Below are 16,688 nucleotides of genomic sequence, written 5' to 3' on the forward strand. Positions count from 1 at the left end.
GGGCCCACCATGTCTTCCCAGACCCCCAAGGTTGTTCTGATCACCGGCACCTCCTCCGGCATCGGCCTCGCCGCCGCCGTCGCCGCGGCTCAGGCCGGCTGGCGCACCGTGGCGACCCTGCGCGACCCCAGCCGCGCCGACGCACTGCGCAAGGCGGCCGCAGAAGCAGGGGTCGAGCTCGACATCCGCCGGCTCGACGTCACCGACGAGGCTTCCGTGGCCGCGGCGGTCGACGGTGTGATCGCCGACCACGGCCGCCTCGACGCCGTGATCAACAACGCGGGCGCCGGACACGTCGGCACGCTGGAGAACGAGACCGTCGACGACGTCCGCGAGGTCATGGAGGTCAACTTCTTCGGCGTACTCCATGTCTCCAAGGCCGCACTGCCTCATCTGCGTGCCTCCGGCGGCCGTCTGGTCACCGTCACCAGTGTCGGCGGCGTCATCGGCCAGCCCTTCAACGAGGCGTACTGCGCCGCGAAGTTCGCCGTCGAGGGCTACATGGAGAGCCTGGCTCCCGTCGCGGCCACACTCGGTGTGCGTGTGTCCGTGGTCGAGCCGGGCGCCGTGGCGACCGAGTTCGTCAACAACATCGGGCTCGACTTGGAGGCCGAGATCGCCGCAGCCGGCCCGTACGGCCCGGCGCTGAGCAACTACGCCAACCGCACCGTCGCCCAGTTCATGAACAGCGCGCAGACCCCGGCCGAGGCAGCCGTGTCCGTGCTGGAGGCGCTCACCGCCGACAGCCCGGCGTTCCGGCTCCAGACCTCCGACTGGGCCCGTGGCTTCACCGGCACCAAGCTCACCGACCTGGACGGCTCGGCCGTGCTCGGCCTCACCGGCAGCTGGGTCGTCTGACCGGCCACGGATGGCCGGCCGGCCGCCCGCTACAGGGGCGTCTGGCCGGCATCCGGCGCGCCCGGCGCGGTCCGCCCGCCGGGCCACGAGCCCAGCGCGGTCGCCAGCTGGGCCCGGGACCGGACGTCCAGCTTCTGGTAGATCCGGGTCAGCCGGGCCTCGACCGTCTTCACGCTCAGATACAGCCTGGCCGCCGCCTCCTGGTTGCTGGCCCCCTGGCCCACCATCTGCGCGAGCCGCAGCTCCGCCTCCGTGAGGGAGGAGAGCGCGCCGCGCGCCGGCGACGGCTCGGGGCCGCCGGCGGGAGTCTCCGTGGCAAGTCCCAGCCAGGGAACCGCGCCCGCCCGCTCGAAGACCGCGGCGGCCGTCTGCAGCGCGTGCTGCGCGGCCGACCGCCTGCGGCGGCGGCGTTCCACCCGGGCGAGAGCCACCAGGGCCCGTCCCCGTTCCAATGGCAGCCCCGCCGCCACGAACCGCTCGGCGACCGTGGTCAGCAGCGCGGCCGCCTCGTCCGGCTTCCCGCTTGCCGCCAGATACAGCGCGTACGCCCTGTCGCAGCCGAGCAGCACCGTCGTATGGCCCAGGCGCTGCGCGACCGGGCGGACATCGGTGAGCAGTGCCGCGGCCTCCTCGAGGGCATCGTTGGCCACCAGTGCCTCGGCCAGCTCCTCGTGCCAGCGCAGCATGGACGGATCGACGGTGGCCTGGGCGCGTTCCCCGGCCTGGACCCGACGCAGCGTCTCCAGGGCGTTCGCCACATCACCGGTGACGAGCTGGACCCGGCCGAGTGCGTACAGACTGCGGGAGAGGAAGACATGGTCGCCCTCCTCCTCGGATGCCTGGGCGCTGCGACGCGCATAGCTCATGGCGCGCGCGAAGCTCCCGCCCGCGGTCTCCGCGAGGGCCAGCGCGTACCAGGCGGGCCCGGGGGAGAGCCCCGCCTCCAGCGTCAGCGCCAGCGACCGCCCGGCGTGCGAGAGTGCCGGCGCGCACTGTCCCTGCCGGGCCTCGACCTCCGCGAGCGTACGGAACAGCTCGATCGCGTCCTCGACCGATCCGCGGCGCTCGACCAACGGCAGCAGGGCGTTCAGCTGGTCACGGGCATCGGAGAGCCGGTCGTCGAACAGGGCATGGCGGATCGTGAGTATCTGCGCGGCATTGCGGATGCCGAGCGGACGCTCGGCCATCTCGAGCGCCCGGGCCTCCTCCAGCACCCGCTCCGCGTCCGGCGAGCCGAGGACGCGTTCCATCCGGGCCTGCACGGTCAGCGCCGTGGCCGCCGTCATCCGGTCGCCCACCGACGCGGCGAGCGCCGCCGAGTCGATGGCGGCGGCCCGGGACCGCACCGGATCGCCGTCGGCCAGGACGTACTTCACCGCCAGCCGCAGCTGTACGGCCGCCCGCAGCGCCGTGTCCTCCTCCGAGTCCTCCATCGCGTGCACATAGATCTCGTCGAGGCCGGTCAGCCCCTGGCCGGCCGTGTCCAGCACGGCGAGCCGCGCCCGCACCCGGTCGGCGGGGGAGGCGTCACGGGCGAGGAGATCGGTGGCGGCGCGCATCGCCAGATCGGCACGGGCCGCTCTGGCCGCTTCCTCTGCGGCGTCCACGAGCCGGGCGATCCGCTGGGCACCGTGCCGGCCGGGCGTGGACTCGGCTGCGAGCAGGGCGAGTTCGGCGGCCAGAGCGTTGTTTCCGCGCTGCCGTGCGATGTCTGCCGCCGCCGCGACCTCGGCGGCCAGCTGCTCGTCGGGGATGTCCGTGGCCAGTGCCCGGTGGCGGACCACCTCGACGGGGTCGTCCACGACCCGCGCGAGCGCCGCGTGACCCTCGCTCCGCTCGGTCCAGCAGGCGTCGTGGACCAGCGTCGACGGCAGCAGGCCGGCCGTGAAGGCCAGCGTTCCGTCCTCGGTCAGCGAGATCAGCCCGGCCCGCTCGGCGGCCGCGAGATCGGCCTCGGCGGTGGGGCGTCCCGCACGCCGGATCAGTGAGGCGGTGGGGCGCAGAGCCAGCGCTGCCAGCAGGAGGGTGTCGCGCACGGCGGGGGAGACGAGACCGAGCAGCTGCCGCGCCAGATCACGGGCGCGGCCCGACAGGGACAGCGACTCGGTGTGGTGCACGGGGGTACGGGCGTCCGCGAGAGAGCGGCCGACGGCGAGCGCGAGCCGTGGGTTTCCGCCGCTGGTCTTGTGGATGCGTCCGGCCAGCCGGGACGGAAGGCGGTGGTGGATGAGGAGCTCGGCGATGTCGTCGGCATGCAACGGAGGCACGAACAGCACATCGGCCTCGGACGGGACCCACAGCGGCTCCGGATCCGCCACCCCGGTGTCGGGGCTGTGGGCCTCCGGGGTCTCGATGGTGATGACCCTCAGCGGGGACGGGGCCAGATGGAGGGCGAACCGCAGCAGGCCCGCGCTGTCCGCGTCCATGCGTTGCGCACCGTCGACGATGAGCAGGACCGGCCCGCGTTCGGCGAGGGTGCGCAGGATCCGGGCGAGGGCCATCCGCAGGGCGATGGGATCCCAGCCGTCGTCGGGTATGGGCGCCTCACGGCACAGCATGGCGACGGCATCGCGCTGCGGGCCCGGCAGCCCGTCGAGGATGTCCTGCGCGCGTGGTGTCCCGTCCTGCCCGGCGGGGTCCGGCTCCGCGGGCCCGTCGGCGAAGGCGCGCACGGTCGCCACCAGTGCGGCCGCCGTCGCGCCGGGGATGTCACGGTCGGTGGGAAGCGTGGCGAGCCACAGGACGGTCTCTCCACGGGACTCGGCGCGGGCCGCGATGGCCATCGCGACCTCGGTCTTTCCCACCCCGGCCGAACCCGTGAGCAGCGCGCGCCCGCGCGCGTTCAGGACCCGCTCGAGTCGTTCGATGACCTCCGCCCGGCCGACAGGCGCAGAGCGGTACACCGCGGACGTCACGTGCCCACCACCACCTTCCGGCGTGCGCGGGCCCCCTGCCCGTTCGAGCAGAGAATACGAACCAGATCGCCGCAGTCCAGGCCCTGTGTCCGACATGCGGACAGGTCTGGACCGCGACAGCAGCGGGACGCGCCCGCGGCATATGCCCGCGAACGCGCCCCTGACCTGCGGTGATGCTCAATCGGTCACTGTCTCAGAACGTGAGACCCCAGCTGTCGATGTAGCCGGTGTCACCCGAGGCCACATCACGGACCTGCAGCTTCCAGGTGCCGTTGGCGACCTCGCTGGAAGCGTCGACGGTGTACGTCGCCAGGACGTTGTCGGCGCTGTCCGAACCGGAGGAGGCCTTGAGGTTGCGCACGGTGCCGTCCGGGGCGATCAGGTCGACGACCAGGTCGCCGCGCCAGGTGTGCTTGATGTCCACGTCGACCTTGAGGGCGGCGGGGGCGTTGCCGGTGCGGCCGGTGACGGCGATCGAGGACGACACGGTGGAGTTGTCGCTGATCGTCACATTGGTCCCGTTGGTGAACGTCGCACCGCCGGGGGTGGTGCCGGTGACGGCGTTCACGGTCTTCGCCGCGTCGGCGATGCCGGTGCCGCAGCCGCCGGTGCAGGTGCCGGGCAGCGGACGGGCGTTGGCCTTGATCGCGGACTCGATGTCGGCCGGGTTCAGCGCGGGCTTGGCGGACTCCAGCAGCGCGGCGAGGCCGGCGATGTGCGGGGCGGCCATCGAAGTGCCCTGGTAGGGCTTGTAGTTCTCGGTCGACTGGGTGGTGGCCCCGGAGTTCAGCGTGGAGAGGATGCCGTTCTGGGGAGTGGTGACGGTACCGGGCGTGTCCGTCGCGCGGCGGGTCTCGCCACCGGGCGCGGCGACATCCACGATGCTGCCGTAGTTCGAGTAGAAGGAACGGTTGCCCTCACGGCTGGTGGAGGCAACGTTGATGATGTTGGCGCAGTTCGCGGGTGTGAAGCCGGAGGCGTTGGCGTTGCTGTTGCCCGCCGCGACCACGACGGTCGTACCGCGCGACACGGCGCCGTTGATGGCGTTCTGGTAGACGCTCGGGCAGGTGGAGCTGGCGCCGCCGAGGCTCAGGTTGATGACCTTCGCCGGGGTCGCGTTCGCCGGGACGCCCGGAACGCTGCCGCCGGACGCCCAGGTGATCGCGTCTGCGATGTCGGCGGACGAGCCGCCGCACTTGCCCAGGACGCGCACGGGCTGGATCTTCGCGTTGTACGCAATGCCCGCGACACCCTTGCTGTTCAGGGTCGTGGCCGCGATGGTGCCTGCGACGTGCGTACCGTGCCAGGAGGAGTCGCCCGCGGTGGAACCGAGGCCGCACTCGCCGTCGGTGGCGTTCCAGTCGCCCTCGTCCTTGGCGTTGTTGTCACGGCCGTTGCCGTCACGGGCGTCCGCGGAGTCGGAGATGAAGTCGTAACCGGAGACCACATTGCCGGCCAGGTCCGAGTGGGTGGCGTAGCCGGTGTCGATCACCGCGACGGTGACACCGCTGCCGGTCGACTTGTCCCAGGCGCCGGGTACGTTCATGCCGCCGGTGGCCTCGAAGAGGTCCCACTGCTTGGCGTACTCGGTGTCGTTCGGGTTGACGGCCATGGCGTAGGCGCGGATGTCGGGCTCCACGGACGCGACCGAGGGGTCGGCGCGGAAGGCGTCCATGACCTCGGTGAGGTCGTTCTTGGAGGCCTGGCCGCCCAGGTCGACGAGGGCGGCGCCGCCGGCCAGCCGGCGCTCGAACGCGAGCTTCTCGCCGGTCTCGGTGCCCTTGGCCGCAGCGTCGCTCTTCGCCGCGGTGTTGGAACTGGCCTCGGCAGCCTGTGACTTGTAGGTCACGATGACCTTGTCCACCGGTGCGGCAGGCAGCTTGGCCATCGACTGCGAAGCCGGAGCCGGCTTCGGCGAGGGGTCCGCCGGGGCGGCGGCGAACGCCACGGCGGAAGTGGCGGCGACACCCACGATCGTGGCGGTCGCTGCCACGACGGATATGAGTCTCCGTCCGGAACCGTTCAAGGTGTTCCCTTTCAAGACGCTTCGGAGCGCGGGCGGGCGGCGCGGAACCGCGGTTCGCTGTGGGGGTGCGATCCGTGGTTCCTCGGGCCGGGTCGCCCGCGCGCCGCCGCCGACGCGACGGCCCCTGGTCAAGAGCCGCCACCGGACGAAACACCGTGTTTACATGCACCTGACATACACGAGTCAGGGGCCGGGAATCGCCGGTGCGGCAGACAGTAGGGAACGACGAGATGAACCCGATACGGGGAAAACCCTTGTCGCCCTCGAGGGGGCTCCCGGGGGACGCTGCACGCCGGGGCGGACCGGCTCCCACGAGTGCGCGCCGAGCGGCCTCCCGCCCCGTCCGCCCTGTTCGGCGCGCCGCCTCCGGCTGCCGGGAGGAGCTGGGGGGAGTACACGCCGGGCCCGCCGGGACAGCCATCGCCGCCCCGGCGTCCTCGGCACAATCCGGGCGAAGCCACGGTCCGGCGGCGGGTGTTCGGACGGCCGGATTCCGCTCCGGCACCGCGGCTGAGCGACGGCGAGCCGGCGCGCGGTGGGTCGCCGGGCCGGCTCGCGGCGAGGCCGCGGTGCCGGACCGTGTTCGCCGCACACCTTATGGCCTGCCTGGGGCAGGCAGGCGCGGGGGCGGAGACGTGGCCCCGAACCGGCCTGGTGCACACGCGGTGGTCACGGGGCGTACGTGGGAGACACCCCGAAGGCGGCGCACCGCTGCCCGACGGGGCCATGAGCGGGTTCGGCGCCGGTGGCGTTCCCTGGGGCGAGGTGCTCGGGGTGGTGAGCCGATCCGCCGTGGCCGGCGGCCGCTCATGGCACGGTCCATGGCCGGTCCCGCACCATGCCATCCGGCCGCGGAGCCCGAGGAGTGGGAAAATGCACGGGGACGGCTTGCGGATCCGGGAGGTCACGATGGATGTCCTCGTGCTGGTCGGGCGCGTTCTCTTCGCGCTGGTGTTCCTGTTCTCCGCGGTGGGGCATCTCACGCAGAGCAAGGCGATGGCCGGCTACGCCGCTTCCAAGGGCATCCCCGCCCCTGTTGCGGCCACGGTCCTGAGCGGGCTGATGCTCCTGGCCGGGGGCCTCAGCGTCGCCCTGGGCATCTGGGCCGATCTGGGAGCCCTGCTGCTGGCCGCCTTCGTCTTCCCCACCGCCGTCCTCATGCACGGCTTCTGGAAGGAGAGCGACCCCGGGACCCGTCAGACGGAGCAGATCATGTTCCTGAAGGACGTGGCGCTGGGCGGCGCCGCCCTCGCGCTGCTCGCGTTCTTCTCGTACGTCGGTGACGCCCTGGGCCTGACGGTCACCGGCCCGCTCCTCGGCATCTCCTGACGCTCTCAAGGCTCCATTCGGGCCCGTACGAGAACCTCTCCGGCCGCCGTCCGGTAGTACAGCACCGACCGCCCGGCCCGCCGCCGCCGGATCAGACCGGCTTCGTACAGCACCTTGAGGTGACGCCCGACGGACCCGAGGCCCTGCCCGGTGAGGGCGACCAGCTGTGTCGTGCTCTTCGGCGTGTCGAGGAGCACCAGGACGCCCGCCCGAGCGTGCCCGATCAGCCGGCCGAGGGACTCCGGCACCGGCGTGCGTTCCGGCTCGGCGAGCTCCCCCGAGCAGGGGTAGACCACCGCGTAGCGGTGCGGCTCGTCCCAGGCGACCCAGCCGTGCCGCGGTGTGACCGGGACGAACAGCAGACGTCCCCCGGAGATCTCTCGCGGCGGATGGTCGTACGCGTTGATCTGCAGCCGCCCCTCACCCAGCCAGCGCATGCCGGGGCGCAGGGTGTCCAGCGCGGCAGCCCAGCCGCCCTGGCTCAACTGCCCCGTCCGCGCAACGACATCGGCCTCGACGATCCGCCGTCGACGTGCCCAATACGGCAGCACCGCCTCCGTCCACACCCACTCCATCAGATCCGCGGCGAGCAGGGCGAGATCGGGGCGGTGCAGCAGGCGGGGGAGCGGACCGCCCTGTGCCACCTCCAGATCCGTCCGGACGGTCGAGGCCGGCGTATCGCGTACCCGGGCCAGTTCCTCCGCGAGCGCCGGCCCGGCCTCACCCATGGGTGCCGGGGTGAGGAAGTCGGCGATCCAGCGGCGCCCGAGAGCCGCGCGTGCGAGCAGGGCGGTGACCGGATCGGCTGCCAACCGGTCCCGGTACGCGGGCAGATGGGCGTCGAGCCAGGTGCGTTCGCCCGTGTGCGTGGCCGTACCCCGCTCCAGTGCGATCAGACTTGCCGTGGCCTCCGCCAGGGGGGAGACGGCGAAGCGGCTGCCCGCGAGCGTGTCCGCGCTGATCTGCCACCACCCCATCGTTTCGCCTCCCCGCGAAACAGTAACGCCCCTTGGACAGAGGCCCCGAGACTGCTCGTCATGCGTACCTACCGAGATCTCTTCGGGACGCGGGAGTTCACTCCGTTGTTCCTCAACACCACTGCACAGATCGCAGGTTCGACGGTCAGCGGCCTGGCGATGGGCACGCTGATGTACTCGTCGACCGGCTCGCCCCTGCTCTCCGCCCTGGCGATGTTCGGTCCTTCGCTCGCCCAGCTGATCGGTGCGACGATGCTGCTGTCGGCTGCCGACCGGCTGCCGCCGCGAGCCGCGCTGGCCGGGATGGCATTGCTGTTCGCGCTCGGCACCGCGGTGACGGCCGTCCCCGGACTGCCGGTGTGGGCCGTCTTCGCGGTTCTCCTCGTACTCGGGACGGTCGCGGCCGTGGGCGGCGGGGTGCGCGGCGGACTGCTCAACGAGATCCTTACGGCGGACGGATATCTGCTGGGCCGTTCCGTCCTCAACATGTCCGTGGGCATGATGCAGATCCTCGGGTACGGAGTGGGCGGGATGCTGGTCGGCGTGCTTTCGCCGCGCGGCACGCTGCTCACCGGCGCGGCCCTCTACGCCGTCGCGGCGGTCGTCGCCCGGTTGGGCCTCGAGCGCCGGCCGGCACGTGCCGCCGGGCGGCCGTCCGTCGCCGAGACCTGGCGGAACAACGCGGAGCTGTGGTCGTCCGCACCCCGTCGCTATGTGTTTCTCGCGCTCTGGCTGCCCAACGGACTGATCGTCGGCTGCGAGGCCCTCTTCGTCGCGCACGACCCCGGACATGCGGGACTGCTGTTCGCCTCGGCCGCGTTGGGCATGCTGATCGGGGACACGGTGATCGGACGTCTCGTCCCCCGGCACCGGCGGGAGCGCCTCGGCGCCCCTCTGCGCCTGCTGCTCGCCGCACCGTACCTCCTCTTCGCGCTGGGCCCGTCGCTGCCGCTCGAGATGGCGATCGTCACGCTCGCCTCGGTCGGGTACGCGGCGAGCCTGCTGCTCCAGGAACGTCTGATGGCCCTGACCCCGCAGGAGCTGAGCGGTCACGCCCTCGGACTGCACACCTCCGGCATGCTCGCCATGCAGGGCGTCGCCGCGGCGATCGCGGGCGTCGTCGCCCAGTACACCTCGACCGCGACGGCCATGGCGGCACTGGGCGCAGTGTCGGTCGTGATCACGCTGGCCCTGGCGCCCGGACTGGTGTCGCGGCCGGCCCCGGCCGGACGGCAGCCGTCCGCCAGGCGGGTGCGTGCCGGACGGAACAACACCGGTGGGACGCATTAGCCCGGATCGTCCGGTCGTGGGTCGGGTGTGCCTCCGACCGATGCGCAGTGGGCGCGGATCGAGCCGCTCGCCCGGTGGTCGGGCCCGCCGGTGCGCGTCCGCTGCGTCCCGTACGCGCGAAGCCGCCGCGCCCTCCGCCCTGCGACCGGACGCGCCGGAGCGACAGGCCCGGCCCCGGGCCGACGACGCTACGGTGCGGACACGTCCCAGCCTTCCGGACGGGCGCCGAGCCGTGCCGCGCGTATCGTCAGATAGTGCCGTTCGGGCAGGCTCGTCGTACGACCGGCGGCAGCACGGTAGTTCTCCACAGCACCTTCCCTGTCACCCGCCATCTCCAGGAGGTGCGCCCGCACCACGTACAGCCGGTGATGGCCCGTCAGGCGGGGATCGGACTCCAGGGTGTCCAGCAGGTCCAGACCCGCCTCGGGGCCCTGGACCATCGCCAGCGCGACCGCGCGGTTGAGCGAGTGGACCGGATTCCCGGAGAGCTGTTCCAGCACCCCGTACAGCGCCAGGATCTGCGGCCAGTCGGTCTCCTCGACCGTCGTGGCCTCGTCGTGCAGCGCGGCCACCGCCGCCTGCACCTGGTACGGACCGAGCCGGCCCCGGGGCAGGGCATCGGTGACCAGCGCGACGCCCTCTCCAATGGCCTCGGCGTCCCAGCGGCTGCGGTCCTGCTCGGCGAGCGGGACGAGCTCGCCGCCCGGGCCGGTGCGCGCCGCGCTCCTGGCGTGGGTGAGCAGCATCAGCGCCAGCAGTCCGGTGACTTCGCTGTCCTCGGGGATCATCCGGTGCAGTGCCCTGGCCAGACGGATCGCCTCGACGGACAGCTCCAGTCGCTGCAGCTCCTCGCCCGAGCCGGTCGCGTAACCCTCGCTGAAGATGAGGTAGAGGACATGCAGCACGGAGCCGAGACGGGGCTGCCAGTCGTCGGCGTCCGGCATCCGGAAGGGGACCCCGGACGATCTGATGCGCTGCTTCGCCCTGCTGATCCGCTGCGCCATCGTGGCTTCGGGGACCATGAACGCACGGGCGATCTCACGTGTCGTGAGTCCACCCACCGATCGCAGGGTCAGGGCGATCGCCGCCGACGATGTCAGTGCCGGATGGCAGCACATCAACAGCAGCGTGAGCGTGTCGTCGTGATCGAGACCGTCGTCGCTGTCCGCCGAGGGAGCCGTCCGCAGGTCCGCGGGCTCGCGCCGCGCGGCGAGGTCCTCCCGGCGCCGTCTGGCCTGCTCACTTCGGACCTGCTCGGTCATCCGCCGGCTCGCAACCTGGATCAGCCAGCCCCGCGGGTTGTGCGGCAACCCCTCCTGCGGCCACTGAGCCGCCGCGGCCAGCAACGCCTCCTGCACGGCGTCCTCGGCGGCGTCGAAGTCGCCGAAACGCCGTGTGAGCACGCCGACGACCTGCGGCGCCAGCTCGCGCAGCAGGTCCTCGGCGGTCCGGTCGGCTCCGCTCAGCGCTCACACATCCTCGGTCGGTGCGGACATCACCTGGCGTACCTCGATCGGCATGTTCAGCGGAGCGCCGCCGGGCCCGGGTGCCGCCGAGAGGAACGCGGCCAGTTCCACCGCCCGTTCGGGTGTCTCGCAGTCGACGATCCAGAATCCGGCCAGGAACTCCTTCGTCTCCGCGAACGGCCCCTCGGTCACGACGGGCGCGCCGCCCTCGCCCCCGGCCCTGACGATCCTGGCCGCCTCCGGCATCGCGAGGCCCTCGCCGCCGACCAGCTCCCCGCCTTCGGCGAACTTCTTGTTGGCGTCCTGCATGAACGCGATATGTGCCTGGATCTCCTCGGGGGTCCAGGTGTCGATCCGCGGGAAGTCGACGGTCGCCTCGCTGAACTGCATCAGCAGCATGTACTTCACGGTCCGCTCCTCGGTCCTTGGGGCGCCCGGGTGGCGCTCTCTCACGGTCAGGTCGAAGCACGCCACGCGTTTTCGACATCTCCGCCGGAACTCCCGGCAAGATTTTTGACGGCCGCGGGATTCGGTCCGCAGCGATCGGATCCGGTCATGCGTGGAAGGGACCGGGCCCGTCAGCCGCCCACCGGGAGGTCGAGCGGCAGTCCGGTCCCGACCAGGGTCTTCATACCGGGGAGAGGCATCGGCCGACCCGGGCTTGACGATCTTGAGAAACTCGCCTTCGGTGTCCCGCCTGGGGTGTCCCGCCCTCGGTGTCGAGCGCGCCGCGCACCGCAGCGGGATGCGTGACCTCATGCATCTTCTCGAGCTCGAACGGGACGAGGGACTGTCTGCCGCCGTTCAGGTCCGACGGCCCGGTCCGCTTCCGGTCATGGACAGGACGCCGACGGGGCACGGGCTGCTGCACACGGCCTTCGCCGTCCGGCGAGTGCGTGAGCGGTGGGGAGCCTGCCGGCCGGTCGGCCTCGAAGGCCATCCCGGAGTGTCGGCGCGGGACCATGGCCGGATCGGCCAGGGCGGACCGGACCTCCTGCGGCGTGGCGCGGACGTGCACATCACGGTCACGGCTCGTCATCGAGACTCCAGTGGCGGCCCGGGTTCGTCGGCGCCCCAGCGTGCCACGGGCACCTCTTCCCCGCCCGCCCCCGCGCTGAGCGTTCCGGAGTGATCACGCGACCAGCGGGCGCGCCCGGCCCCTGCGGGACATGGCCGGGCGGCGGCCCCGCACCGCTGTCGTCCGCGGGCGCGGACTTCCCCGCCGCGCCGCTCCGGGCACCATGGCCGGACCTGCCGTCCCCCTCGACGGACCCCTCGCGAACCTGAAGAACTTCCTCCTCGCCGGCCGGCTGCCGACGGCCGCGCTCACCGGCCCACCCTCCTCAGCTGCTTCGCCACCCGGACCAGGACGAGCCGGTCTGCCGCAGGGCGGACCGTTCACCGGCGCGGTGGAGCAAGCCGTGTGCCACGACGGCGCGGTGCAGGGGTGCCGCCGCACCATGACCCGGCCCGTCACCGGCTGCCTGGGGCCTTTCGTTGGATCTGGCCGGGCTCGTGTGCCCCGGCGCGCACGCCCGCCGCGTTGTCGTCGGTCGCCCACGCTATACGTGGGCTCCTTCCTCCGCCCTGCGATCGCACGCACCGGACCCCGCTCACCGATCCAGCCTGATCCACACGAAAGACCCTGGCCGGCGCCACCGTCCTCGTCGCCCACGGCTCGGTTCAACCGTGACGATCAGCGCCGTGGACACGCCGTCGAATGCCACACCACCCGTACCGCCGCGACGGCACGTCGCCTTCACCACGGCATCCCGGCATCCCCGGCTGCCCCGGGCCGCCGCACGCGAAGCAGCTGCGGCTGACCCCGGAACCGTTCACCAAGCGGGCTCCCGAAGCTGCCTCCGGCGGACGAAGTGCAGGTCAGGATGTACCCGTGCTGATTCACCACGCATCGGAGGCGCTTCGCCTGGTGCGGTGATCCGCTGCGGCATATCCTCCGCCCATGCGCGTCGCCCTCTTCGTCACCTGCGTGAACGACGCGGTGTATCCGTCCACGGGCGTGGCCACCGTCCGCCTCCTGGAACGGCTGGGCGTCGACGTCGACTTCCCGGCCGGACAGACCTGCTGCGGACAGCCCCAGTTCAACACCGGATACCGGAGCGAGACGCAACCCCTGGTGCGGCGCACGGTACGTGTCTTCGAGGGGTACGAGTACGTCGTCACTCCCTCAGGCTCATGCGCAGCGATGCTCCGCCACCACTATCCGCGCCTCGGCGGTGCCCCGGCCGCCTCGCTCGCCTCCCGTACCTATGAACTCACCGAGTTCCTCGTCGACGTCCTCGGCGTCACCGACGTCGGGGCCCGCTTCCCGCACAGGGTCACCTACCACCCGTCCTGCCACGGGCTGAGGCTGCTCGGGCTGGGCGAGCGACCACGCCGGCTCCTGGAAGCGGTCGAGGGGCTCGAGCTCGTGGAACTTCCGGGCGCCGACGAGTGCTGTGGCTTCGGCGGCACCTTCGCCGTCAAGAACGCCGACGTCTCCGCGGCGATGGGCCGGGACAAGGTGCACAACGCCGTGTCGACCGGAGCCGCGGTCCTGTGCGGCGGCGACAACTCCTGCCTGATGCACCTCGGCGGCATCCTCCGCCGCGAGGACGCACCACTGCGCGCACTCCACATCGCCGAGATCCTGGCCGCCACGGAAGAGGAGGCGCGGGCATGAGCGGGACCTTCATCGGTATGCCGTCCTTCCCCGCAGCGGCGCGCGAGGCCGTGCACGACGAGACGCTGCGTGCGAATCTGCGGCACGCCACCCGCACCATCCGGGACAAGCGTGCCGGCGCGGTCGCCGAACTCGCCGACTGGGCCCAGTTGCGTGAGGCCGGAAGGCGGATCAAGGACCTGACGCTGCGTCATCTGGACGACCACCTGCTGCGATTGGAGGAGCGGATCACCGCGGCCGGCGGCACTGTGCACTGGGCCTCCGACGCGGGCGAGGCCAACCGCATCGTCGCAGACCTGGTGAAGGCCACCGGCGAGCGGGAGGTCGTCAAGGTCAAGTCGATGGCCACGCAGGAGATCGGCCTCAACGAGGCGCTGGCGGCCGAGGGCATCACGGCGTACGAAACCGACCTCGCCGAGCTCATCGTGCAACTCGGCGACGACCGGCCGTCCCACATCCTGGTCCCCGCGATCCACCGCAACCGCGGGGAGATCCGGGACATCTTCCGCGAGCGGATGGCCCACTGGGGCCGCCCCGCGCCGGAAGGCCTCACCGACGATCCCGTCGACCTCGCCGAGGCGGCCCGGCTCCACCTCCGGGAGAAGTTCCTGCGTGCCAGGGTCGCCGTCTCCGGCGCGAACTTCATGGTCGCGGAGACCGGCACGCTCGTCGTGTTCGAGTCGGAGGGCAATGGGCGGATGTGCCTGACGCTCCCCGAGACACTGATCTCCGTCGTCGGGATCGAGAAGGTCGTGCCCTCCTGGCGTGACCTGGAGGTCTTTCTGCAGACCCTGCCGCGCTCCTCGACGGCCGAGCGGATGAATCCGTACACGAGCATGTGGACCGGCGTTTCGGACGCCGCGAAGGCCGACGGCCCGCGCGCCTTCCACCTGGTCCTCCTCGACAACGGCCGCACCCGGATCCTCGCCGACGAGGTGGGGCGCCAGGCGCTGCGCTGCATCCGCTGCTCGGCCTGTCTCAATGTGTGCCCGGTGTACGAACGGGCCGGCGGCCATGCCTACGGCTCGGTCTACCCCGGCCCGATCGGGGCGATCCTGAGTCCCCAGCTGCGTGGCACGGGCAGCGACATCGATGCCTCACTGCCTTACGCCTCGTCGTTGTGCGGCGCCTGCTACGACGTCTGCCCCGTCGCCATCGACATCCCCGAGGTGCTGGTCCATCTGCGCGAGCGCGTCGCCCGGCAGGGCGGAAGGGGGCATCGCCTCGAGAAGGCCGCGATCAAGGCGGCGGGATGGCTGCTCGACCACCCCTCCGCCTTCGCCGCGAGCGAGCGCCTGGCCACCAGGACCCGCCGGGCCCATCCCGCGAGGCCTCCGGGCGCCCGCGCCTGGACGGACACGCGTGACCTGCCCGAACTTCCCGAGGAACCCTTCCGGGACTGGTGGAGGAGACATCGCGGCCCCGGAAAGGCGGAGGCACCCGGGCCGGCGGCGCCCGGTGCACCGGACGGTGGGCCCGGGCCTTGGGGGCGCGGTCCGGACACCGGTCCGGCGGGCCGCGAGACGGGCGACGGGGGCGGGGCGGCAACCGAGCCGGCCGGCTCCGGCCCGGAGGGCGCACCTCCGGGAGCCGGCCCCGCAGAGAGCGCCGAACCCGCCCGACAGGCACGGCGGGAGGACGGGGCGGACGACGGGCGGCCGGGCGCTGCTGCCCCGCCCACCGGTACCGGCGAAACGGATGCCGCCACCCGGGCGCCCTCCGACCGCGACGACCGGGCCCTCCGCGGCGCCGGCCGCGCCGGGGGCGGGGACAGCCGTGCGGCGGCACACGGCCCGGTCGGCGGGGGCGGCGACGGTGACGACGGCCCGGCCGAACCGGGCGCAGCACCGGGCGGCCGCTCACCGCATCCGGCGTCGGCAGGGAGCCCCGGGCCCGCACCACGGGCGGGATCCGCGCCCCCTCCGACGACGGACCGTGCGGGAACGGGACCGGCCGCAGCGGGCCCCGCCGGCAGGGGCCCCTCCTCCGCAGGCCCGGGTCCCCGCCCCGCCCGGGCCACCCGGGAACTGACCCTGGCCCGTATCCGGGACGCTTTCTCAGGGGCGCCCGAAGCCGCCGCGGTACACCGCGACTACCTCGACTCCCACAGCCCCGACGACCCGTCGGCGCTGCTCGACCTGCTGCACCACAACCTCGCCGACTACCGCGCGATCGTCCATCGCACCGAACCGCAGGCCCTGCCGGGTCTGCTGGCGCGGCTGCTGGCCGCACGCGGGGCGCGCAGCGTCCTCGTACCGCCGGGGCTGCCGTCGCACTGGCTGGAGGCGTCGGACGCCATCCGGGTCGCCGACCGCGCCGAGTCCGCACCGCGGGAACTCGACGCAGTCGACAGTGTCGTCACCGGCTGCGCGATCGCCATCGCCGAGACCGGGACGATCGTGCTGGACGGCGGCCCCGATCAGGGCCGCCGCCGGATCACGCTGATCCCCGACCACCACATCTGCGTGGTCCGGGTCCCTGGTCAGCTCGTCGCCTCCGTTCCGCAAGCACTGCCGCGGCTGGACCCCGCGCATGCCCTGACCTGGATCTCCGGCCCCTCGGCCACCAGTGACATCGAGCTCGACCGGGTCGAGGGCGTGCACGGGCCCCGGGCCCTGGAAGTGGTGCTCCTCAGCGGCTGACGCGCAGCCGCGGTGCCCGCTGCGCCGCCGGGATCGACGTCCCGTCCCGCCGCAGCTCACCGGCCAGCTCTGCCGCCCACCGCGTGAGGCCGCCCACGTCGATGCCGTACGGTGCCGACGCCGCGTACGCGGCGACCGATTCCGCGCCGCGGGTCAGCAGCGCCACGCCGCCCGTCGGGTTGCCGCGGGCGGCATGCGTCAGCCCCACCGCCAGCTGGGCGAGCCCCCGCCACAACTCCCGCTCGTCGTCGGGCCCGGATTTCCAGGCGTCCTCCAGTACTTCATGGGCATGGAACGGCATGCCAGCGTCCAGCAGCCGCTGGGCCTCCACGAGGGTCTCCTCCGGCGCACGCACCACCCCTTCCGGCTGCCGGGCGACTCCTTCCGCCCCGTGCGGAAGGGGGCGCCCGAGCCCGTCGCGGGGGCGTGTGCTGCGTGCTCTGCCCTCGCTGTCCCGGTCCCTCGGCGTCCTGTTCACCTCCCGATTGTCACCCGTGCGGCG

General features: G+C 72.6%; 11 protein-coding genes and 2 pseudogenes. 7 read left to right on the top strand and 6 right to left on the bottom strand.

Annotated features, from left to right (window positions below; genetic code table 11):
- Positions 1-9: 9 nt before the first annotated feature.
- Positions 10-858 (top strand): SDR family oxidoreductase, encoded by an 849-nt coding sequence (locus tag AC068D_RS03580; RefSeq protein ID WP_478821250.1) that lies wholly within the window; start codon positions 10-12, stop codon positions 856-858.
- Between the two features lie 29 nt (positions 859-887).
- Here the strand turns inward: AC068D_RS03580 and AC068D_RS03585 are convergent, their stop codons facing one another.
- Together AC068D_RS03585 and AC068D_RS03590 are read right to left on the bottom strand one after the other, a co-directional pair.
- Positions 888-3,773 carry a helix-turn-helix transcriptional regulator gene (locus tag AC068D_RS03585; protein ID WP_478821251.1) on the bottom strand — a complete coding sequence of 962 codons (2,886 nt, stop codon included), beginning with the start codon at positions 3,771-3,773 and terminating at the stop codon, positions 888-890.
- A 193-nt stretch (positions 3,774-3,966) separates the two neighbouring features.
- Positions 3,967-5,766 (bottom strand): S8 family serine peptidase, encoded by a 1,800-nt coding sequence (locus AC068D_RS03590; RefSeq protein ID WP_478821252.1) that lies wholly within the window; start codon positions 5,764-5,766, stop codon positions 3,967-3,969.
- A 906-nt stretch (positions 5,767-6,672) separates the two neighbouring features.
- Here AC068D_RS03590 and AC068D_RS03595 point away from each other — a divergent pair.
- Positions 6,673-7,128: a DoxX family protein gene (locus AC068D_RS03595; protein WP_478821253.1), complete on the top strand. Its 456-nt coding sequence runs from the start codon at positions 6,673-6,675 to the stop codon at positions 7,126-7,128.
- A 5-nt stretch (positions 7,129-7,133) separates the two neighbouring features.
- Here the strand turns inward: AC068D_RS03595 and AC068D_RS03600 are convergent, their stop codons facing one another.
- Positions 7,134-8,105, bottom strand: a complete 972-nt coding sequence (locus tag AC068D_RS03600) for a winged helix-turn-helix domain-containing protein (RefSeq protein WP_478821254.1) — start codon at positions 8,103-8,105, stop codon at positions 7,134-7,136.
- A 60-nt stretch (positions 8,106-8,165) separates the two neighbouring features.
- On the opposite strand from AC068D_RS03600, the gene AC068D_RS03605 reads away from it, so the two are divergent.
- A complete protein-coding gene (locus AC068D_RS03605; RefSeq protein WP_478821255.1) occupies positions 8,166-9,395 on the top strand; it encodes an MFS transporter in 1,230 nt (409 codons plus the stop codon).
- A gap of 188 nt (positions 9,396-9,583) precedes the next feature.
- Here the strand turns inward: AC068D_RS03605 and AC068D_RS03610 are convergent, their stop codons facing one another.
- Both AC068D_RS03610 and AC068D_RS03615 read right to left on the bottom strand, forming a co-directional pair.
- Positions 9,584-10,861 carry an RNA polymerase sigma factor gene (locus tag AC068D_RS03610; protein WP_478821401.1) on the bottom strand — a complete coding sequence of 426 codons (1,278 nt, stop codon included), beginning with the start codon at positions 10,859-10,861 and terminating at the stop codon, positions 9,584-9,586.
- A 3-nt stretch (positions 10,862-10,864) separates the two neighbouring features.
- A complete protein-coding gene (locus AC068D_RS03615; protein WP_478821402.1) occupies positions 10,865-11,260 on the bottom strand; it encodes a YciI family protein in 396 nt (131 codons plus the stop codon).
- Positions 11,261-11,549: 289 nt separating this feature from the next.
- On the opposite strand from AC068D_RS03615, the gene AC068D_RS03620 reads away from it, so the two are divergent.
- The 4 genes and pseudogenes from AC068D_RS03620 to AC068D_RS03635 all read left to right on the top strand — a co-directional run.
- Positions 11,550-11,993: a hypothetical protein gene (locus tag AC068D_RS03620; RefSeq protein ID WP_478821256.1), complete on the top strand. Its 444-nt coding sequence runs from the start codon at positions 11,550-11,552 to the stop codon at positions 11,991-11,993.
- A gap of 831 nt (positions 11,994-12,824) precedes the next feature.
- Complete coding sequence (locus tag AC068D_RS03625; protein WP_478821257.1) at positions 12,825-13,544, top strand: (Fe-S)-binding protein; 720 nt, start codon at positions 12,825-12,827, stop codon at positions 13,542-13,544.
- Positions 13,541-14,965: pseudogene (locus AC068D_RS03630) on the top strand (LutB/LldF family L-lactate oxidation iron-sulfur protein); the annotation flags it as partial. The gene AC068D_RS03625 and the pseudogene AC068D_RS03630, both read left to right, overlap by 4 nt.
- Positions 14,966-15,853: 888 nt before the next feature.
- A pseudogene (locus AC068D_RS03635) lies at positions 15,854-16,186 on the top strand (LutC/YkgG family protein); the annotation flags it as partial.
- On the opposite strand, the gene AC068D_RS03640 reads toward AC068D_RS03635, so the two are convergent.
- Positions 16,176-16,664, bottom strand: coding sequence for a DUF309 domain-containing protein (locus AC068D_RS03640; RefSeq protein ID WP_478821258.1), 489 nt, complete (start codon positions 16,662-16,664; stop codon positions 16,176-16,178). The pseudogene AC068D_RS03635 and the gene AC068D_RS03640 sit on opposite strands and share 11 nt — an antisense overlap.
- Between the last annotated feature and the right edge of the window lie 24 nt (positions 16,665-16,688).

Source organism: Streptomyces sp. NPDC043861 (assembly GCF_056435905.1).

What these genes read in the sequence shown, in the direction of transcription:
- AC068D_RS03605 (WP_478821255.1), top strand. Translation starts at nt 8,166, where the DNA reads ATGCGTACCTACCGAGATCTCTTCGGGACGCGGGAGTTCACTCCGTTG.
- AC068D_RS03625 (WP_478821257.1), top strand. Translation starts at nt 12,825, where the DNA reads ATGCGCGTCGCCCTCTTCGTCACCTGCGTGAACGACGCGGTGTATCCG.
- AC068D_RS03600 (WP_478821254.1), bottom strand. Translation starts at nt 8,105, where the DNA reads ATGGGGTGGTGGCAGATCAGCGCGGACACGCTCGCGGGCAGCCGCTTC.
- AC068D_RS03595 (WP_478821253.1), top strand. Translation starts at nt 6,673, where the DNA reads ATGCACGGGGACGGCTTGCGGATCCGGGAGGTCACGATGGATGTCCTC.
- AC068D_RS03580 (WP_478821250.1), top strand. Translation starts at nt 10, where the DNA reads ATGTCTTCCCAGACCCCCAAGGTTGTTCTGATCACCGGCACCTCCTCC.
- AC068D_RS03615 (WP_478821402.1), bottom strand. Translation starts at nt 11,260, where the DNA reads ATGCTGCTGATGCAGTTCAGCGAGGCGACCGTCGACTTCCCGCGGATC.